Source organism: Nocardia crassostreae, from assembly GCF_001613405.1.
GTDB classification, from domain to species: Bacteria; Actinomycetota; Actinomycetes; order Mycobacteriales; family Mycobacteriaceae; genus Nocardia; species Nocardia crassostreae.
The window spans coordinates 259,469-279,013 of record NZ_BDCH01000023.1 but is presented as its reverse complement, the minus strand read 5'-3'; the positions used below and the strand labels follow the sequence as shown (position 1 = coordinate 279,013).

The 19,545-nt window shown below is 67.3% G+C and carries 18 protein-coding genes and 1 pseudogene; 17 read left to right on the top strand and 2 right to left on the bottom strand.

All coding sequences use genetic code 11. The features are described from left to right. Positions 1-37 precede the first annotated feature (37 nt). A complete protein-coding gene (locus NC4_RS24790; protein WP_157555195.1) occupies positions 38-604 on the top strand; it encodes a hypothetical protein in 567 nt (188 codons plus the stop codon). Here NC4_RS24790 and NC4_RS24785 read toward each other — a convergent pair. Then, positions 589-1,242: a TetR/AcrR family transcriptional regulator gene (locus NC4_RS24785; RefSeq protein WP_067542602.1), complete on the bottom strand. Its 654-nt coding sequence runs from the start codon at positions 1,240-1,242 to the stop codon at positions 589-591. The genes NC4_RS24790 and NC4_RS24785 overlap by 16 nt on opposite strands. Positions 1,243-1,400: 158 nt before the next feature. Here NC4_RS24785 and NC4_RS24780 point away from each other — a divergent pair, with 158 nt between their 5' ends. Then, positions 1,401-1,703, top strand: coding sequence for an ester cyclase (locus NC4_RS24780; RefSeq protein ID WP_169814869.1), 303 nt, complete (start codon positions 1,401-1,403; stop codon positions 1,701-1,703). Positions 1,704-1,779: 76 nt separating this feature from the next. Continuing rightward, a complete protein-coding gene (locus NC4_RS24775; protein WP_157555193.1) occupies positions 1,780-2,031 on the top strand; it encodes a hypothetical protein in 252 nt (83 codons plus the stop codon). Between the two features lie 64 nt (positions 2,032-2,095). Here the strand turns inward: NC4_RS24775 and NC4_RS24770 are convergent, their stop codons facing one another. After that, positions 2,096-2,518: an SRPBCC family protein gene (locus NC4_RS24770; RefSeq protein WP_067542596.1), complete on the bottom strand. Its 423-nt coding sequence runs from the start codon at positions 2,516-2,518 to the stop codon at positions 2,096-2,098. 147 nt (positions 2,519-2,665) lie between these two features. Between NC4_RS24770 and steA the strand changes: the two are divergent. The 14 genes and pseudogenes from steA (at position 2,666) to NC4_RS24700 (ending at position 19,539) form a co-directional block, all read left to right on the top strand. After that, positions 2,666-3,827, top strand: a pseudogene (steA, locus tag NC4_RS24765) (putative cytokinetic ring protein SteA). A gap of 7 nt (positions 3,828-3,834) precedes the next feature. Further along, complete coding sequence (locus NC4_RS24760) at positions 3,835-4,755, top strand: copper transporter (RefSeq protein ID WP_067542587.1); 921 nt, start codon at positions 3,835-3,837, stop codon at positions 4,753-4,755. A 96-nt stretch (positions 4,756-4,851) separates the two neighbouring features. Then, positions 4,852-6,579, top strand: a complete 1,728-nt coding sequence (pyrG, locus tag NC4_RS24755) for a CTP synthase (protein WP_067542584.1) — start codon at positions 4,852-4,854, stop codon at positions 6,577-6,579. Then, positions 6,576-7,220 (top strand): NUDIX domain-containing protein, encoded by a 645-nt coding sequence (locus NC4_RS24750; RefSeq protein WP_067542582.1) that lies wholly within the window; start codon positions 6,576-6,578, stop codon positions 7,218-7,220. Before pyrG ends, NC4_RS24750 begins: the two co-directional genes overlap by 4 nt. A 341-nt stretch (positions 7,221-7,561) precedes the next feature. Then, a complete protein-coding gene (gene xerD / locus NC4_RS24745) occupies positions 7,562-8,482 on the top strand; it encodes a site-specific tyrosine recombinase XerD (protein WP_067542580.1) in 921 nt (306 codons plus the stop codon). A gap of 363 nt (positions 8,483-8,845) precedes the next feature. After that, positions 8,846-9,742 carry a ParA family protein gene (locus NC4_RS24740; protein WP_067542734.1) on the top strand — a complete coding sequence of 299 codons (897 nt, stop codon included), beginning with the start codon at positions 8,846-8,848 and terminating at the stop codon, positions 9,740-9,742. A 110-nt stretch (positions 9,743-9,852) separates the two neighbouring features. Further along, positions 9,853-10,716, top strand: a complete 864-nt coding sequence (locus tag NC4_RS24735; RefSeq protein WP_067542731.1) for a segregation and condensation protein A — start codon at positions 9,853-9,855, stop codon at positions 10,714-10,716. 563 nt (positions 10,717-11,279) lie between these two features. Next, on the top strand, positions 11,280-11,960 hold the full coding sequence (gene scpB, locus NC4_RS24730) for an SMC-Scp complex subunit ScpB (RefSeq protein ID WP_439957554.1): 681 nt from the start codon (positions 11,280-11,282) through the stop codon (positions 11,958-11,960). A 696-nt stretch (positions 11,961-12,656) separates the two neighbouring features. Beyond that, complete coding sequence (locus NC4_RS24725) at positions 12,657-13,520, top strand: pseudouridine synthase (RefSeq protein WP_439957552.1); 864 nt, start codon at positions 12,657-12,659, stop codon at positions 13,518-13,520. A gap of 65 nt (positions 13,521-13,585) precedes the next feature. Beyond that, the gene (gene cmk / locus NC4_RS24720) at positions 13,586-14,254 is read left to right on the top strand and encodes a (d)CMP kinase (protein ID WP_067542722.1); all 669 of its coding nucleotides are present in this window, start codon (positions 13,586-13,588) and stop codon (positions 14,252-14,254) included. Continuing rightward, positions 14,251-15,666 carry a ribosome biogenesis GTPase Der gene (gene der / locus NC4_RS24715; protein WP_067542577.1) on the top strand — a complete coding sequence of 472 codons (1,416 nt, stop codon included), beginning with the start codon at positions 14,251-14,253 and terminating at the stop codon, positions 15,664-15,666. Before cmk ends, der begins: the two co-directional genes overlap by 4 nt. A 138-nt stretch (positions 15,667-15,804) precedes the next feature. Continuing rightward, a complete protein-coding gene (locus NC4_RS24710) occupies positions 15,805-16,947 on the top strand; it encodes a serine/threonine-protein kinase (RefSeq protein ID WP_067542575.1) in 1,143 nt (380 codons plus the stop codon). Further along, the gene (locus tag NC4_RS24705) at positions 16,914-18,044 is read left to right on the top strand and encodes a branched-chain amino acid ABC transporter substrate-binding protein (RefSeq protein WP_084529738.1); all 1,131 of its coding nucleotides are present in this window, start codon (positions 16,914-16,916) and stop codon (positions 18,042-18,044) included. Before NC4_RS24710 ends, NC4_RS24705 begins: the two co-directional genes overlap by 34 nt. Positions 18,045-18,165: 121 nt before the next feature. Continuing rightward, positions 18,166-19,539, top strand: a complete 1,374-nt coding sequence (locus NC4_RS24700) for a serine/threonine-protein kinase (RefSeq protein WP_067542571.1) — start codon at positions 18,166-18,168, stop codon at positions 19,537-19,539. The last annotated feature ends 6 nt before the right edge of the window (positions 19,540-19,545 follow it).

Genomic DNA, 19,545 nt, shown 5'->3' with positions numbered 1-19,545 from the left:
TCGGCTACATCCAGGGGAGTACGTAAGGTTCGTTCCGATGCCGGATGTGTGGGAAGTGTCCTGGGGGGAGGCTGGGGACATCGATGCACGGTGGGAGCGAATCATGAAGGAACGCTGGGGATTTCCGGTGCTTTTATTGACTGCGGTGAGCGGAGTCTTCGGAGCTGGGCTGGCTTGGATGACGCATATGCACCATCGCGCGTTGCAGTACATCGCGCCCGGGCGGATGGCCGAGTTCGATGCTGGTTATGAGCGGCTCTCGGATCTGACGGTGATTCCGGCCGGGGTGGTCGGGGTGGCCGGTTCGGTGCTGTTGCTGTGGTTGCGGCCAAAGGGGGTGCCGGTGTGGATGATTGTCGGAACACTGGCGCTTCAGCTTTCGGTGTTCGTCACCCGGATCTGGTGGTGGGGTGCGTGGGCCGAGGAGGTGCGGGAGGCCGGGGCGGTGTGGCGGGCCGATGGCGGTGTGCACGAGGCGTATTCGCGCTATATGGATACCAACGGGATTCGGATCGCCGTTATCACCGCGTATGCGTTGTCGGCCGCTGGCATGGTGTTTCGCGCATTTCAGTGGCAGCGGAGCAATGCTCACGCCTCGGTCTGATCCGCCTCGGCCAGCGCGGAGCGGATGAGGGCTCGGGCAGCCCAGCGCATGGTGGCGATGGCGGTCTCGGTGTCGAGATCGCAGGTGTCGCGCGTGGTGACGAGGGCTTCCATGCCGTAGACGAAGGTGAGGGCGTTGGCCAGGCGGTCCAGTTGGTCCGGGGTGAGGCGGTCGGCGAGGGGTTCGATGGCCAGGTGCGCCATCTCCAGGCGGGTATTGCCGCGGATCGGGACTCGTTCGGCCTGCGGGGTGTTGGCCTGGTCGAACCAGCGGTCGAGCGCGGCGCGGACGAGCCTGCGCCAGACGGCTTCGTCGGCGAACTGCATTTCGGCGGTAATGCGGACGATCTTGTCGATGCGCTCCTCGGCATCGTCGGGCAGGTCTGCGAGCAATTCCGGGAATCCCGTGGCCGTGATCTGCATCCGACTCGCCACATCGGCCCAGAGGGAGCCCGGGTTGGGGTAGTAGCGGTAGGCGGTGGCCGGGGAGACGCGGGCGGCCTCGGCGACTTCGGCGATGGACGGGGACTGGCCGTCGCGGGCGAGGGTCATGGCGGCGTCGAGCAGAGCTTCGCGGGTGCGCTGTTTCTGATTCTGTCTGCCACTGCTGAGAAATTTCTCTTGACGTGAGAAGCTCATCTCATGAAGATAGCACTATCTCGTAAAACGGGAGGTGGTCGCTATGACCCGCGACGAGATCGATGCCCTTTTCGAGCGGCATGCTGCCGCGGAGGGCCGCAAGGATGTGGACGCCATCATGGACACCCTTGCCGAGGGGGTGGTGCACGAAGTGGTCGGTGACCCCCCGGGGGGTGCTCACCGACCGCGCCGCCATCAGGGAGCGTTATGTCGAGCTCTTCGACGGTCTGACCGAGGACAAGTTCGAAGTGCTGAGCCGGTACTACGGCGAGAACTTCTTCATCGACGAATCCCATTGGTACGGGCGGGCGACCGGGATGTTCCTGGGCATTCCCGGCGGCAATCGCCCGGTCGATTTCCGGGTCCTGCACGTCTGCGAATTGCGGGACGGGCGGATGAGCAAGGAGCAGGTCTGGCTGGATACGGCCGCGATCATGCAGCAACTCGCGCCCGCCCAGTGATCGACCATCCGAAAACAATCCGATGCGGCTAGGCTGCTGCCGCATTCGTCATCCAACCGTGGAGGAAATCCGAAATATGACGCGTATCAGCCGTTTTGCCGCCGTCGCCGTGTGCGTCGGCGCGCTCGCCACCGGATTCGCGGGCGGCGCCGCGGCCGCCCCGTCCTTCGACAGGGGCAGCGCCCAGATCACACAGCAGGGCGATCGGGGACCGTTCACCCAGGAGAGCGAATGCCTGGCGCGCGGTAACCGCGGCATCGACGCCGGTGAATGGAACGACTACGAATGCGTCGGCGGTCCCGGCAGTTGGACCGTTCAGCCCAAGTAGCGCGCACAGCCGAACGGGGCGTCGCGATCATCCGATCGCGGCGCCCCGTTCGTATTGGAACCGGCTACTTGGCGGCCTTGCGCACGCCGCCGATGAGCACGTTGATCAGGCCCTTCAAGCCGACCTCGAGAACCTTGCCCGGCACGGACAGGCTCGGCTCGGACACCATGGTGTAGACCACGCGGGTGCCGCCTGGGGCGTCGGAGAACACGATGGTGCCCACATGGTTCTTCACCGGAGCGCCGCCGATGACCTTGTAGACCATGCGCTCACCCGGGACCAGTTCGACGGTCTCCTCGGTGACGCCCACCCCCGCCAGGCCGAGCACGTACTGCGCGCCCACGCCGGAGGGGATGCCCGCGCCGGGCTTCTTGAGCGAAACCTGGATCGGCAGTGTGGCATTGATGCTGTCGCGCTCGCTGAAGAGCTTGAAGACCTGCTCGCGGGGAGCGGCGATGACGGTCTCGACGGTGCTGGTGGCGGCCATAACGGTGGTGTCTCCTCTCATACCGTTGCCCGGAGCTTATCCGTACCCGCCGGGAACAGATAGAGACTGCCATCACTGTGACGAATGGCGGGCGGGACCGGCGCGCCTCCACCATTGGTTGAGACTTTCGGATCATCATCGATCGTTATGAGGATGCTGGCCCTGTTGTCGCGCAATACCGAAACGCTGCCCGGGATCATCGGGCTGGCCCGGATCGACCGCAATACCCGGCGTCTGCTGCAGCGGGTCGGGCCCGGGGACATTGTGGTGCTGGACGAGATGGACCTGGATCGGCTCACCGCCGATCTCCGGCCGCTATCCGAACCTGGGACCGGAGGTCCTGGTGGCCAATGGCATTCAGCTGCTCGACGCGGTCAGCTCCGATGTCTTCACCAAGATCAAAGACGGCGCCAAGGTGCGCGTCGAGAATGGCGTGGTCTACGCCGACAAGGCCACCAAGAAGGAGCCCGAGGCGCTCGTCGAGGGCATCGAGCTCACCGAGGCGGGTATTGCCGAACGCATGATCGAGGCCCGTAATGGGCTGGCCGATCATCTGGAAGCGTTCGCGGGCAACACCATAGAGTTCATTCGGACCGAATCCTCGTTGCTCATCGATGGAATCGGCGTGCCGGATGTCGAATTGGATATGCGCAAGCGGCATGTCGTGGTGGTCGGCGACGGTCCCGAGCATGCCGAGGAGCTCAAGCAGATCAAGCCGTTCATCAAGGAGTACGCGCCCATCCTCATCGGCGTCGGCCGGGGCGCGGATACCTTGACCCGCAATGGTTATCGGCCGGACTTGATCGTCGGCGATCCGGAGGAGATCACCGCCACCACGCTCAAATGCGGCGCCGAAGTCATCCTGCCCGCCGATACCGACGGCCACGCCAAGGGTTTGGAGCGCATCCAGGATCTGGGCATCGGCGCGACCACCTTCCCGTCCTCGGGCGCGCCCGCCGATCTGGCGCTGCTGCTGGCCGATCACCACGGCGCGGCCCTCATCGTCACCGCCGGGGCGGCCGCCTCCCTCGACGATTTCTTCGACCGCGGACGGCGCGACTCCAATCCGGCCACCTTCCTGACCCGGTTGAAGATCGGCACCAAGCTGATGGACGCCAAAGCCGTTGCGGCGCTGTACCGTCACCGCAGTTCCGGATGGGCGGTCGCACTCGTGGTGCTGGCCGCGCTGGTGGCGCTGATCGTCGCCATGCTGGCCACGCATATGGGCGGCGAGGTGTCCGACTGGGCCGTGCACACCTGGGACCGCGGCTACCTATGGGTTCAGGACCAGCTAAACCGCCACAAATAGGGGACGCATGATTTCCTTTCGCCACCATGCCGTTTCGATCGCCGCCGTCTTCCTGGCCCTCGCGGTCGGCGTGGTGCTGGGCCGTACCCACACCGACGGGCTGATTCCGGGTAGTGGGGACAAACAGCAGCGCATCGAAGTCCTCGAGGACGAGAATGCCCGCCTCGCCGAACAGGTCAAGGCCGCCGACGCCTTCCTGGCCGGGGCGGCGGGCAGGCTGCTCGCGGGCAGCCTCGCCAATCGCAGCGTCCTGGTCTTCACCACCCCGGACGCCGAGACCGCCGATGCCGATGCGGTCACCGCGGCGCTGACCACCGCCGGGGCCGCGGTCACCGGGCGGGTGGCGCTCACCGGCGCGTTCACCGACTCCTCCGAGGGCGACCGCATGCGCACGGCCCTCACCAATGTCGTCCCGGCGGGTGCGCAGTTGAAGATCGACGCACCCGATCAGGGCAGCCTGGCGGGGGATCTGCTCGGCCAGCTGTTGCTCACCGATCCGGGCAACGGGCAGGCGCGCGGCACCGAGCAGGAACGCGAGCTGGCCCTGGAGACCCTGCGCGGGGGCGGGTTCCTCACCTTCGGGGAGGTGCAGCCCGCCAATCTGGCCGTGGTGGTCACCGGTGACGGCGCGCGCGCCGACGAGAACAATCGCGGCACCATCATCGCCCGGTTCGCCGGGGGTCTGCGGTCGCACAGCGCCGGTGTGGTGCTGGCGGGTCGCTACGGTGCCGCCGAAGGTCCGGCGCCCATCGCGGTTGCCCGTTCCGAGGCCGGTCTGGCCACGGTGACGACCGTCGACAACGTGGACCACGAGATCGGTCGCATCACCACCGTGCTCGGTCTCACGGAGCAGCTGAGCGGCGGTACCGGGCGATACGGGACCGGCGCGCGGGCGACCTCGCTCACAGTCGCGGCCATGCCTCGATGATGTGACAAGCTTTTTCCCGCAATATCCGGCTGGTAGCTGGTGGCTGCGAGCGTGGCATTCGATTGGTCGCGCCGATCCGTGTTACCGTGAAGTCCCGTGGGTCAATCACGGATTCCGGCGCGCGCGGCCACGAAACACATCTTCGTCAGCGGTGGTGTCGCCTCTTCACTCGGCAAGGGGCTGACCGCCTCCAGCCTCGGTCAGCTGCTCACTTCGCGCGGATTGCGCGTCACGATGCAGAAGTTGGATCCGTACCTGAACGTCGATCCCGGCACCATGAACCCCTTCCAGCACGGTGAGGTGTTCGTGACCGAGGACGGCGCGGAAACGGACCTTGACGTCGGTCACTACGAGCGTTTTTTGGATCGCGATCTATCGGGGATCGCGAATGTCACCACCGGCCAGATCTATTCGTCGGTGATCGCCAAGGAGCGCCGGGGCGAATACCTCGGCGATACCGTGCAGGTGATCCCGCACATCACCGACGCCATCAAGGAACGGATCCTCGCCATGGCGGGCCCGGACCTGCACGGCCAGGTGCCGGATGTGATCATCACCGAGATCGGCGGCACGGTCGGCGATATCGAATCGCAGCCGTTCCTCGAGGCGGCGCGGCAGATCCGGCACGAGGTGGGCCGGGACAACTGCTTCTTCCTGCACGTCACGCTGGTGCCGTTCCTCGGCCCGTCGGGCGAGCTGAAGACCAAGCCGACCCAGCACTCGGTGGCGGCGCTGCGCAATATCGGTATCCAGCCCGATGCGCTCATCCTGCGCTGCGATCGGGACGTGCCGCAGCCGCTCAAGAACAAGATCGCGCTCATGTGCGACGTGGACGTGGACGCCTGTATCGCCACCCCCGACGCGCCGTCGATCTACGACATTCCGAAGGTGCTGCACCGCGAGGGCCTGGACGCGTACGTGGTGCGCCGCCTGGGCCTGCCGTTCCGCGATGTCGACTGGACGGTGTGGGGCGACCTGTTGGATCGGGTGCACAACCCGCGCGAGCAGGTGACCGTCGCACTGGTCGGCAAGTACGTGGATCTGCCGGACGCCTACCTCTCGGTCACCGAGGCGCTGCGGGCCGGTGGCTTCGCCTCCAAGTCCAAGGTCAATATTCGTTGGGTGCAGTCCGACGAATGCGAGACCGAGGCGGGCGCACGGGCGCATCTGTCCGATGTCGACGCGGTGCTGATTCCGGGCGGTTTCGGCATTCGCGGTATCGAGGGCAAGGTCGGCGCGATCAAGTACACGCGCACTCATGGCATTCCGACGCTGGGTCTGTGCCTGGGTCTGCAGTGCATGGTGATCGAGGCCGCGCGGGCGGCGGGGCTCAAGGACGCCAACTCCGCGGAGTTCGAGCCGGATGTGAAGTACCCGGTCATCTCCACCATGGCCGATCAGGAACAGGCCGTGGCCGGTGAGGCCGATCTGGGCGGCACCATGCGCCTCGGCGCGTATCCGGCGGTGCTGAAGAAGGATTCCGTGGTGGCGCAGGCTTACGGCGCGACCGAGGTGTCCGAGCGGCATCGGCATCGCTACGAGGTGAACAACACCTACCGCGACAAGATCGCCAAGAGCGGGCTCGAGTTCTCCGGTACCTCCCCGGACGGCCATCTGGTCGAGTTCGTGGAGTTGCCGCAGGACAAGCATCCGTTCTTTGTCGCCACCCAGGCGCATCCGGAGCTCAAGTCGCGTCCGACGCGCCCGCATCCGCTGTTCGCCGCGCTGATCTCGGCCGCCCTGAAATACAAGGCCGCCGAACAGCTTCCGGTGGAGATCCCGGCCGAGGCGAAAGCCGACGAGGGTGAGAAAGTGTCCAAGTGACATCACCTGGCTCGCATGAGTTCGACACCTTATCCAGCCGCATCGCGTATTCGGGCGCCATCCTGGCGTTGCGGCTGGATCAGGTGGTCATGCCCGGCGGGCGGATCGCCGAACGCGAGGTGATCGAACACCATGCCGCGGTCGCGGTCGCGGCGGTGGATTCGGACGACAATCTGGTGCTGATCAATCAGTACCGGCATCCGGTGGGGCGGCGGCTCCTGGAGCTGCCCGCCGGGCTGTTGGACAAGCAGGGGGAGGATCCCCTGGAAGCGGCCAAGCGTGAACTGGCCGAGGAGACCGGTCTCGCCGCGCGCGAGTGGTCGGTGCTGGTGGACATCGCCCTGTCACCCGGTTTCACCGACGAGGCGCTGCGCATCTACCTGGCCTCCGACCTCTACGAAACCGACCGGCCCGACCCAGAATTGGAAGAGGCCGACATCCAACTGGTCCGCATGCCCCTCGCGGAAGCGGTGCGCCAAGCTCTCACCGGCGAGATCACCAATGCCACCGCCGTGGCGGGCGTGACGGCCCTGATGACCGCCCGCGCCACCGAAGCCGTGCTGCGCCCCGCCTATGCGCCGTGGCCGGGTATGCCGACCGCCTTTCTGGACCGCAAGGCCGCCGAGCAGGGCGAGGATTAGCCCGCCGCGGTCCGTCGTGGACCCCCGCCGAATTCATGCTGAATACCGGGCGGTCCGCTGAAATGATGGGCTGTCCGGCCGGACTGATGAGGTCGGCGCTACCGGTCTGGCGGGCCGGGCTCGGCGGGATGGCGAGAACGATTCGATACCAAGCAGTCTCGAGCCTGGCTGCGGTGACCGGATTTGTCGGTGCCTGCTGACATGATGTCCGCCATGTCTACCGCCGCGCCGACCATACCGCCCCCTCCGCGGGCAGACGCGCTGGTCCGGGGCCCAGGACACCCCGCGCGGCCACGCCGCGACGACCGATTCGCGGGTCCCGCCGGACCGGGGGTCCGGATATGTTGACGCGGCAGATCGACGCCTACCTGGACCACCTGACAGTCGAGCGCGGGTCGGCCCGCAACACCCTCACCGCCTACCGCCGCGACCTCGGCCGGTATCGGGATTTCTTGAGCGCCCGGGGAATCGACACCTTGGCGAAGGTGTCGGAAACCGATATCGCCGACCTCATGGTGTCATTGCGCTCCGGGGATGCGGATCATCCTGCGTTGGCGGCGAGTTCGGCGGCGCGCGCGCTCGTCGCGGTGCGCGGCCTGCACCGCTTCGCCGCCGCCGAGGGCATCACCACCGCCGATGTCGCGCATCCGGTGAAACCGCCCACCCCGGCCCGCCGTCTCCCGAAAGCCCTGCCCTACGACCAGGTTTCGCGCCTGCTCGAGGCCGCGGGCGGTGACGCCGCCGACGGCCCGCGCGGTCTGCGGGATCGCGCCCTGCTGGAATTGCTCTACTCCACCGGCGCCCGCATCTCCGAACTGGTCGGCCTCGACGTCGACGATATCGACACCACCGACCGTGCCGTAATCCTCCACGGCAAGGGCGGCAAACAACGCATGGTTCCCGTGGGCCGCCCCGCTCTGGCGGCCGTGGACGCCTATCTGGTGCGCGGCCGCCCCGCCCTCGCGATCCGCGGCAAGGGCAACAGCGCCCTGTTCCTCAACCACCGCGGCGGCCGCCTATCCCGCCAAACCGCTTGGCAGGTCCTGCAATCCGCCGCCGAGCGCGCCGGGATCGCCGCCCAGGTCTCGCCGCACACGCTACGGCATTCCTTCGCGACCCATCTGCTCGACGGCGGAGCGGATGTGCGAGTCGTCCAGGAGTTGCTCGGGCACGCCTCGGTGACCACCACGCAGATCTACACCCTGGTCACGGTCGGCACGCTGCACGAGGTGTGGGCCACCGCGCACCCGCGCGCCCGGTGAGATCACGACCGGGGCATGAGGTCTCGTGGACGCCCCGAATGTGTGCACTGGCCGGAAACGGACGTATCCTCGGGCCGCAAGGTTGATCATGGGATAGTGCCCGTAACCTGCTGTGCCGCAGCAAGTAGCTGTTCCGGATCGGCCGCCACACCGACCGGGGGTCACGCCACCCGGTCTGAAGTGCAGGTTTAGGGTGCGTGTCCGAACGTTGTCTTGCGCGAACAGACGGTAGCGTCTATTGGGTATCGGACCGCACACGCGGCCGGGCGCGCCGTCCGGGTGCCACCTGGTGCTCGGGCGGACAAGGGCAGGAACGTCGAAGGAGCAGCGGACGTGACGACAGCCGGTGGTGCGGGCCAGCGGATCGAAACCGCCGCGCAAACATTGTGGGAGGCACCCGATGTGGTGTCCGACGGCGGCGAACTCGGTCCTACCGGGCGGCCGCTGCGGGAGATCCCGGAGCCTCCTCAGGCCGATCACACGGGCGACGCGCTGATTGTCGCCATGTGCAATCAGAAGGGCGGGGTGGGCAAGACCACCTCGACCATCAATCTCGGTGCGGCGCTGGCCGAGTACGGTCGCAAGGTGCTGCTGGTGGATCTGGATCCGCAGGGCGCGCTGTCGGCGGGGCTCGGTGTGGCGCATCACGATCTGGACCAGACCGTGCACAATCTGCTGGTCGGGCCGGGGCGGGTGACCGTCGACGATGTGCTGCTGAATACCAAGGTCGACGGGATGGACCTGCTGCCCAGCAATATCGACCTGTCGGCGGCGGAGATCCAGCTCGTCAACGAGGTGGGCCGCGAGCAGACCCTCGGCCGGGCGCTGGCGCCGCTGCGCAGCCGGTACGACTACATTCTCATCGACTGCCAGCCTTCGCTGGGGCTGCTCACGGTCAATGCGCTGGCCTGCGCGGACGGCGTCATCATTCCTATGGAATGCGAGTACTTCTCACTACGCGGGCTAGCCCTGCTCAATGACACCGTGGAGAAGGTGCGGGACCGGTTGAATCCGGCGCTGACCCTGTACGGCATCGTTGTCACCATGTTCGATGCCCGTCTGCTGCATTCGCGTCAGGTCATGACGCGCGTGGTCGAGGTGTTCGGTGACCTCGTCTACGACACCGTCATCTCGCGCACCGTGCGTTTCCCGGACGCCAGTGTCGCGGGTGAGCCCATTACCACCTGGGCGCCGAAATCCGGTGGCGCGGAAGCCTATCGGGCCATGGCGCGGGAAGTGATCCACCGGTCGGGCCGTTGAACGATGCGCTCGACACCGCGTTCGGGAACGATACGGCGGACGCGGAATCAGACCTGCCCGGGGGCTCGCAGGAGTCCCCGGGGACGGCTGTGCCCGCGGAGAGTTCGCCGGTGGTCGCCGATATTGTTGCGGAGTCGGACAATTCGGACAAGAAGTCCGGGTTTCATCTGAGCCTGAGCAACTTCCAGGGCCCGTTCGACCTGCTCCTGCAGCTGATCTCCCAGCGCCGCCTCGATGTCACCGAGGTCGCCCTGCACAAGGTCACCGACGAGTTCATCGCCTACACCAAGGCCTTGACCGCCAGCATATCCGAGGAACAGGGCCTGCGCGCCGACAAGATCTTGGACCAGACCACCGAATTCCTGGTGATCGCGGCGACCCTGCTGGATCTGAAGGCCGCGCGATTGCTGCCCTCGGGCGAGGTGGCCGACGAGGAGGACCTCGAACTCCTGGAGGCGCGCGACCTGCTCTTCGCGCGGCTGCTGCAGTACCGCGCCTTCAAGCAGGTCGCCGAATTGCTCGGCGAGCTCGAGGCGGCGGCGCTGCAACGGTATCCGCGCGCGGTCTCCCTGGAAGAGCGCTTCTTGGAGCTGTTGCCGGAGGTTACGCTGGGAGTTGACGCCGCGGGATTCGCGGAGGTCGCCGCAGCCGCCTTCCGGCCGCGCCCCGCGCCCAAGGTGGGCCTGGATCACATCCACCAGCACGCCATTTCGGTGGCGGAGCAGGCCGCCCTGGTGCTCGAGATGCTGAAGAGCGCCGGGGTGGGAGGCTGGACGAGCTTTCACGAACTCTGCGCCGACTGCGACTCGCCGATCCAGATCGTCGCCCGCTTCCTGGCACTGCTCGAGCTGTACCGGGGCAAGACGATCGAATTCGAACAGCCGGACCCACTGGGCCCGCTGTCCATCAGCTGGATCGGCGAACCGCAGGACCGACCGGCCGAGCCGGTGACCATCGAGGAGGACTACGGGTGACCGAGGTGCAGAACCTGAGCGAAGACCTGCCGGAATCGGCCGAGAGCGCACAGGACTCGGCCCTGACCGACTCGTCCGCGGAAACTCCCGATCCCGGCAGCGTGAGCTCCGACATCCAGCACTCCGGCGCCGCGGTGCCCCCGGATTCAGCGGCCGGACAGGACCCGGGTTCGGCGCAGCCACAGACGAGCGGTGCTGGTTTCGGGCCGTCCGTCGCGGCATACCTGGCGGCGGGCAGGGCCGAGGGCGCCCGCCTCCGTGCACAGGACGCGAAGCCGACCGCGCACGCGGCCCAGGACGCCGCCGAGCCCGACTCGGCCGTCGACGAGATCGATGGCGGGCCGTCCACGGCAAGCGAGACCACCCCTGCCAACAGCGTTGACGCGACAGCGGCCACCGGAGCTCACAGCACACGCGCCGCAGGGGTCGGCGTGCCTGCCGCGAACGACAGTGCGGGTGATATCGACGACACCGGGCGTGCCGCTGATGTCGCGGCAGGTGAAGCCGATGACGCGGAGCGTGATGGGGATGGTTCCGCGTTCGTTGATGCGGGTGGGTCGGCGGTGTCGGATGCTGACGACACGTCCGATTTGCCGGAGGATGAGGCGGATCGGGAGGAGGCGCTCGACGAGGTCGAGTTCCGGGGGGCGCTGGAGGCGATGCTGCTGGTGGTGGACGCGCCCGCGCCGGTGGAGTTGCTGGCGGCGGCGCTCAATGATCATCCGATGCGGGTCGAGGTGGCGTTGCGGGAGATGTCGGATGAGTTGACGGCGCGGCGTAGTGGCATGGATCTCAGGTTTGTGGGGGACGGGTGGCGTTATTACACGCGGACCGAGTTCGCGCCATATGTGGAACGTATGCTTTTGGATGGCGCACGGTCGAAGCTGACCCGGGCCGCTTTGGAAACTCTGGCGGTGATCGCGTACCGTCAACCGGTTACCCGAGCCCGAGTGAGTGCGGTGCGCGGTGTGAATGTGGACGGCGTGATCCGGACCCTGCTCGCGCGGGGGCTGATCGCGGAGGCTGGAGCGGACCCGGAGACCAACGGCACTCTGTACGTCACCACCGAACTGTTCCTGGAACGGATCGGACTCGCGTCCCTGGCGGATCTGCCGCCGTTGGCGCCCTTGCTCCCGGGCGTCGACCTGATCGACGAGATCAACGAGAGCCTGGACACAGACCCTCGATACACCAGGCTCAAAAAGCCTGCCGAGGCGGAGATCGACCTCGGCACCGAAGATTGATTGGACAACGTGAATACTCCCGCTCGCCGAGATGGCACACCGGAACGTAGGAAACGTGGATTCGAACCGCAGAGCGGTTCGCGCGCCGCGCGCGGCCGAGCCACCGGCTCCCCGCAGTCACGCGGCGGTTCTTATGACAACCCGCGCGGCGATTCGTCGTCGCGCGGCGGCTACGACTCCCGCGGCGGTTCGACCGGACGCGCCAACTCGTACGACTCGCGCGGCGGCGCCCGCAGTGGCTCGTACGACACCCGCAGCGATTCGTCCGGATCGCGCGGCAATTCTTATGACACACGCGGCGGCTCCTCCTCGCGTGGCGGCTCCTACGACGGCGGACGCGGCGGCTACGACGGCGGTCGTGGCGGTTCGCGCGGAGGGGACTACAACGCGCGTGGCGGTTCGTCGTCGCGCGGCGGTTCGTATGACTCGCGTGGGGGCTCAGCTTCGCGCGGTGGTTCGTATGACTCGCGCGGTGGATCTGCTTCGCGCGGTGGCTCTTACGACTCGCGTGGTGGATCGCGCGGTAGCGCGCCGTCGGCGCGGGCGGGCAATATTCCGCCGCGGCGGAGTGGCGACGGCCGGGATGGGCAGGGGCGCACCGGGTTCGGGGCTGATCGGACCGGGTTCGGGGCCGATCGGAATGCGACGCGCGGGCGGATCGGGGGCGGGCGGCCGTTGGCGCCGCGGACCGCGCCGGTGAAGAAGAAGACCACGCCGAAGCCTGCGAGCATCGCGCCCGCGTCGGTGCTGATCTCCAATGCCAAGCCTGCGCGCCGCCAGAATGTGGAGACGCAGAGTGACGGGCCGAAGAAGCTTCCGTGGGGTGAGGGCGAGCGGTTGCAGAAGGTCCTCGCCAAGGCCGGTGTGGGTTCGCGGCGCGTCGCCGAGGACATGATCGCGGCCGGGCGCATCGAGGTCGACGGGGAGATCGTGCGCGAGCAGGGTCTGCGCATCGATCCGCAGAATGCGGTGGTGCGCGTGGACGGCGTGCGCATTGTGGTGCGCGACGAGCAGGTGTACCTGGCGCTGAACAAGCCGAAGGGCTGGCAGTCCACCATGTCCGACGAGATGGGCCGTCCCTGTGTCGGTGACATCGTCGCCGAGCGGGTCGCGGCGGGGCAGCGCCTGTTCCACGTCGGTCGTCTCGACGCCGATACCGAGGGCCTGCTGCTGCTCACCAATGACGGCGATCTCGCGCACCGGCTCATGCACCCCTCCTTCGAGGTGCCCAAGACCTATCTCGCCACCGTGAACGGCGAGATCAAGGACCGCAATGTGGCCAAGCGCCTCAAGGACGGCGTCGAGCTCGAGGACGGTCCGGCCAGTGTCGACCGCTTCCAGGTGCTCGAGGTCGGCGAGGGCAAATCGCTGGTGAAGGTGGTCCTGCACGAGGGCCGTAAGCACATTGTGCGCCGCCTGCTGGCCGCGGTCGGGTTCCCCGTCACCGCGCTGGTGCGCACACATCTGGGCCCGGTGGCCCTGGGCGATCAGCGCCCGGGCACGCTGCGCGCCCTGGGCCGGGACGAAATCGGGAAGCTCTACGAGGCGGTGTCGTTGTGAACGGTGTGGGAAGTCTGATCGACACGACCGGTGCGCTGTCCGGTACGGCGCCGCTGGTCGTCGCCATGGACGGCCCGTCCGGCACCGGCAAGTCGAGCGTGTCGCGCCTGCTCGCGACCCGACTCGAGGCCAGCTACCTCGATACCGGCGCCATGTACCGGGTGGCGACGCTGCGCGTCCTGCGCAGCGGCGTCGATCTCGACGATGCCGCCGCCATCGCGGTCTCGGTAAAGGAGCTGCCGCTGACCATTGGCACCGATCCGCATCGCGAGCTCATTCTGCTCGACGGTGAGGACGTGTCCTCGGAGATCCGCGGCAATGCGGTCACCAAGGCCGTGTCCGCGGTGTCGGCCGTGGCCGAGGTGCATGAGCAGCTCGTCGCCCTGCAGCGCGAGATCACCGTGTCCGCGGGCCGGATCGTGGTGGAAGGCCGCGATATCGGCACCGTCGTGCTGCCCGAGGCCGATGTGAAGATATACCTCACGGCCTCCGCCGAGGCGCGGGCCTTCCGCCGCAATGCCCAGAACATCGCCGAGGGCCGCGGCGACGATTACGAGGCGGTGCTGGCCGATGTGCAGCGCCGCGACAACCTCGACTCCACCCGCAAGGTGTCCCCGCTGCGTCCCGCCGAAGACGCGGTGCTGGTCGACACCAGCGACCTGAACAAGGACGAGGTCATCGACGAGCTGTATCGCGTGGTGCGGCAGCAGATTTCGGCAGGAGGAGCGCAGTGACGCAGGACACCTTCGCCGGTGACGGTATCTGGACCGACGAAACCGATTGGGAGCTGGCCGAATTCGAGGGCGAGCAGGACGCCGAACACGTCCCCATGCCCACCCTCGCCATTGTCGGCCGCCCCAATGTCGGCAAATCGACTCTGGTGAACCGCATTCTGGGCCGCCGCGAAGCGGTGGTCGAGGATATTCCGGGCGTCACCCGCGACCGTATCTCCTACGAGGCCACCTGGTCCGGGCGTAAATTCCTGGTGCAGGACACCGGCGGCTGGGAGCCCGACGCCAAGGGTCTGCAGCAGTCGGTGGCCCGCCAGGCCGAGGTCGCCATGCAGACCGCCGACGCCATTCTGGTGATCGTGGATGCCACCGTCGGCGCCACCGCCACCGATGAAGCGGTGGCGAAGGTGCTGCGGCGCTCCAAGACTCCGGTTCTGCTGGTCGCCAACAAGGTCGACAACGAGAAGATCGAGTCCGACGCGGCCGCGCTGTGGTCCATGGGTCTCGGTGAGCCGATCATGATCTCGGCCGCACACGGCCGCGGCACCGGCGATCTGCTCGACGCCGCCCTCGCCGTGCTGCCCGAAACCCCGCGTGAGGGTGGCGGAATGGTCGGCGGCCCGCGTCGCGTGGCGCTGGTCGGCAAGCCGAACGTCGGCAAGTCCAGCCTAATCAACAAGCTGTCGGGCCAGGAGCGTTCGGTCGTCCACGATGTCGCGGGCACCACCGTCGACCCGGTCGACTCCCTGGTCGAATTGGGCGGCAAGCCTTGGCGTTTCGTCGACACCGCGGGTCTGCGCCGCAAGGTCGCGAATGCCAGCGGCACCGAGTTCTACGCCTCGCTGCGCACCAAGTCGGCCATCGAGGCCGCCGAGGTGGCGGTCATGCTCATCGACGCCTCCCAGCCCGTCACCGAGCAGGACCTGCGCGTCATCTCCATGGTCGCCGAAACCGGCCGCGCCCTCGTCATCGCCTACAACAAGTGGGATCTCGTCGACGAGGACCGTCGCGAGCAACTGGAACGCGAGATCGACCTGGAAATGGTCCAGGTCCGCTGGGCCCAGCGCGTCAATATCTCGGCCCACACCGGCCGCGCCGTCCAGAAGCTCGTCCCCGCCATGGAAACCGCACTGGAATCCTGGGACAAGCGCATCTCCACCGGCCGCCTGAACAACTGGCTCAAAGAGGTCGTAGCCGCCACCCCGCCCCCCATGCGCGGCGGCCGCCTACCCCGCATCCTCTTCGCCACCCAGGCCTCCACCCGCCCGCCGACCTTCGTCCTCTTCACCACCGGCTTCCTCGAGGCGGGCTACCGCCGCTTCATCGAGCGGAAGCTGCGCGAGGAGTTCAACTTCGACGGCTCCCCGGTGCACGTGAACGTGCGCATCCGCGAAAAGCGGGATCGCAAGAAGTAACCCGCATCAGCGCTGCCGCGCCCCTTCCCACGCTGGGAGGGGGCGCGGTGGCATTTCTACGGTTCCCGGATGCGCGGTATCGAATCGGCCCTCCGGGTATGGTCCGAATGGTCCGTTGTGTCGTCTCGGGGGGCCAGAATGCTGCTACCGGGTGAAGTTTTCGCCGATTACCTCATTGAAAGACAACTCGGCAGCGGCGGGATGGCCGAGGTGTACCTGGCACGACACCCGCGCCTGCCTCGCCAGGTCGCCCTGAAATTGCTGGGCTCGGCGCACTTCTCCAATTCCGAAATCCGGGCACGGTTCGAGCGGGAGGCGAATCTGGTTGCGCGGCTAGATCATCCGAATATCGTCTCGGTCTTCGACACCGGTATCTTCGATTACCAGCTGTGGATGTCGATGCAGTACATCGACGGTACCGACACCGAGGCCATCGACTACCGGACCCTGGCGCCGGAACACGCGGTGCATATCATCGCCGAAACGGCCAAGGCCCTCGACTACGCGCATACGGTCGGCGTCCTGCACCGCGATGTGAAGCCGGCGAACATCATGCTGGCTCGGCCGTGGCCCGGGCACGGCGCACGGGTTCTGCTGACCGACTTCGGCATCGGCCGATTCCGGGAGGACACCCAGAGCATCACCCCCGATGGCACCCTCATGGCAACCCTCGGCTACGCCTCACCGGAGCAGTTGAACGGTGCTTCGCTGGATGCCCGCTCTGATCAATATACCCTGGCGTGCACATTGTTCCGATTGCTGTCGGGCTCGACCCCGTTCGCCGCGAACAATCTGCCCGCGCTGATCAACGGTCATCTGCAAGCGCCACCACCGTCGATATGCGCCCGGCGGCCGGGCCTGCCGCTCGCCATGGACCGGGTGATCTGGCGGGCGCTGGCGAAGAATCCGGCAGATCGTTTCGGTTCGTGCGCCGAACTCGCGGCCGCCGCGGCTGCGGCCCTGACACCCACCACCGCCACCGCGGCCATCCCGGGGCCCCGAATACCGGTACGGCAGCTGTCATACGGACGATTCCGGCGACCTTCGGCGGTCCGTCCGCGGCCGGGCCACCGCCGACGACCTCGGCAGGGCGCTGGCTCGCCGCCGGGGTCCTCGGCCTCGTCGTCGTGCTCGCGGTGGCGGGTGGCATCTACTGGGCGACTCGTGACGGCGGTTCACCCGATGCCATTGCGACGAGCAGTTCGCCGAACACTGCGGCGACATCGAGGACGACCCAGGATCCCACTGTGGAGGCGACGCTGGCGGCCGGGACGCGGCTAAGCATGTTTCCGCAGTTTCAGCCGTTGATGCAGGTGGACGACCAGGGAAAACAGGTCGCGCCACCGGATTTCGCAGTCGATCCGGCCGGGGACGGCAAAGCTGTGTGCGCGCCGCTAGCCATCGCGACGATCGGCCCGGTCAGTGGGGCGAACCAGGCCCTCGGCCAGAATGTTCCGGGCGGAGTGAAACTGGCCATAGACCAGTTCAATCGCAAGAACCCGGGCTGTCGGGTGTCGTTGAAGGAGTTCGACACCACCAGTGAGGTACGCGTCGCCGCCGACCTCGCGAAGCAGATCGCGAGTGATTCCGCCATCGCCGCGGTGATCGGACCGCTTTTCTCCGGGGAGGCGGCGGCGTTCGGCAGTGCGCTCGGTGGTGCCGATCTCGCATTCCTCTCACCGGGAGCATCCAATTCGGCGCTCTCGGACAGGGGCTTTCAAGGCTTCTTCCGCGGCGTGTCCAATGATGACATCCAAGGTCCTGCGATAGCGCGATACCTCACCGGCACCGCGGGATTCGACCATGTTTGTGTCGTGACCGACACCGACGCCTACGGCAGTGTGCTGGGCCGGGCGGTCAGTACCGCCCTCGGAGCCGCGGCCGACGGGGCCTGTGTGATGTCGGTTGCCGCGGGCGCGGATCTCACCGGGGCGGTGAGCAAGATCGCCGCGGCCCGGCCCGACGCGGTGTTCTACGGCGGTTACAACCCGGATGCTGCCAACCTCGCCAAGCAACTGCGTGAGGCAGGTGTCACGGCCACCTTCGTTTCGGGCGACGGCGCCTACGATCCCGCTTTGGTCGAAGGAGCGGGCGCAGCCGCGGCGGGGGCGATCCTGTCCTGTTTGTGTGCTCCGCCCACCGATTGGTTCACCACCGCGTACGCGAACGTCACCCTGCGAACACCGGGCAGCTTCACGGTCGAAGCCTATGACCTGACCGCCATCGTATTGCGGGCGATCGCGTCCGGACGTGTCTCTCGCGCCGACATCATTGCCTACCTGCGGGGTTACAGCGGCAATGGTCTCGCCCGCAGGTACGACTGGAACGACCGGGGCGAACTGACGCCGTCACTGCTCTGGCTGTACAAGGTTCCCTAGCGGGTGAACTCGTAATGCCACGGTGGGCGTAACCAGAAGGGGCGTGTGGTCGTTTCCGGGGCTCGGTGCGGGGGCGGCGGCGTACCTTTGAAGTCGTTCTCGCAGTTCGAGAGGGGGCCGCATGCCCGAGGCGGGTGAGGTCTTCGCCGGGTTCGTCATCGAGCGCCGGTTGGGGACGGGCGGGATGGGGCAGGTGTATCTGGCTCGGCATCCGCGGTTGCCGCGGTTGGTGGCGTTGAAGTTGCTGGGGGAGGAGTTCGCGACGGATGCGGAGTCGCGGGCTCGGTTCGAGCGGGAAGCCGATTTGGTTGCGCGGCTGGATCATCCGAATATCGTGTCGGTGTACGACCGGGGGATGGACGGCGGGCGGATGTGGATCGCCATGCAGTTCGTGGATGGGGTGGACGGGTCCACGCTGGAGGCGCGGACCATGGGGCCGGAGCGGGCGGTGTTCATTCTGGGGGAGACGGCGAAGGCGTTGGATTATGCGCATACCGTGGGCGTGTTGCATCGGGACGTGAAGCCCGCCAATATTCTGCTGGCGCGGCCGACGCTGGGGCATGATGAGCGAATTCTGTTGACCGACTTCGGGATCGGGCGGTTGCGGGATGACACCAAGCAGGTGACGCAGGCGGGGACGTTCACGGCTACGCTGGCTTACGCCTCGCCGGAGCAGCTCAGTGGCAGGCCGCTGGATCATCGGGCCGACCAGTATTCGCTGGCGTGCACACTGTTCTGGTTGTTGTGCGGGTCCACGCCGTTCGCGGCGGACAATCCCGGGGCGATCATTTCCGGACAGTTGAACGACCCGCCCCCACCGCTCGCGACGCGCCGCACCGGCCTACCACCCGCCTTGGACGGTGTGCTGCGGCGGGCGATGTCGAAGAACCCTGCCGACCGGTTCGCGACCTGCACCGAATTCGCCACCGCCGCCGAGCGCGCGCTGACACCGACCGAACCGACCATGGTCGTGCCGTCCCCAGCGGACGAGCCGACCGCCATCGTCCCACCGCGACCGCCGAGCACCGCCGCCTCCCGGCCGCCGGGACCCGGCTTCGACAGACCCCCCAGCGATCGGTGGCCGCAGTCGAATCTCGCAGGGGCGAACAATGTTCCGCCGCCCACCGCGCCGCCCCCACAGCGTGCTGCGGAACCGCCCGCTCAGCGATCGGGGTATCCGCCCGCTCTGGGGTCGGGGCGCTCGCCTGTCCAGCAATCCGGGCAGCCGCATGGTCAGGGACCGGGGCAGCCGCCTGCTCAGGGGTCGGTCCAGCCGCCTGCCCAACGATTCGGGCAGCCGCCCGCCCATGTTCGTGGGCAGCCGTCGCTTCAGGGATCGGGTGAGCCTCCCGTCCTGAGAACGGGCGAGTCGCTCGATCAGAAGTCCGGCCGGTCACCCGAGGCCGGGCGGGGCAGTCGATGGGTAGGGGTGGTGACGATCGGGGTTCTCGTGCTGCTCGTGGTGGCGGCGTTGATCATCTTCGCGACCGGGTGAGTGCCG

Excerpts from the sequence above, each read along its gene's own strand:
- NC4_RS24790 (WP_157555195.1), top strand. The coding sequence starts at position 38 with ATGCCGGATGTGTGGGAAGTGTCCTGGGGGGAGGCTGGGGACATCGAT.
- NC4_RS24785 (WP_067542602.1), bottom strand. The coding sequence starts at position 1,242 with ATGAGCTTCTCACGTCAAGAGAAATTTCTCAGCAGTGGCAGACAGAAT.
- NC4_RS24775 (WP_157555193.1), top strand. The coding sequence starts at position 1,780 with ATGACGCGTATCAGCCGTTTTGCCGCCGTCGCCGTGTGCGTCGGCGCG.
- NC4_RS24770 (WP_067542596.1), bottom strand. The coding sequence starts at position 2,518 with ATGGCCGCCACCAGCACCGTCGAGACCGTCATCGCCGCTCCCCGCGAG.
- NC4_RS24760 (WP_067542587.1), top strand. The coding sequence starts at position 3,835 with ATGATTTCCTTTCGCCACCATGCCGTTTCGATCGCCGCCGTCTTCCTG.
- xerD (WP_067542580.1), top strand. The coding sequence starts at position 7,562 with ATGTTGACGCGGCAGATCGACGCCTACCTGGACCACCTGACAGTCGAG.
- cmk (WP_067542722.1), top strand. The coding sequence starts at position 13,586 with ATGGACGGCCCGTCCGGCACCGGCAAGTCGAGCGTGTCGCGCCTGCTC.
- NC4_RS24710 (WP_067542575.1), top strand. The coding sequence starts at position 15,805 with ATGCTGCTACCGGGTGAAGTTTTCGCCGATTACCTCATTGAAAGACAA.
- NC4_RS24700 (WP_067542571.1), top strand. The coding sequence starts at position 18,166 with ATGCCCGAGGCGGGTGAGGTCTTCGCCGGGTTCGTCATCGAGCGCCGG.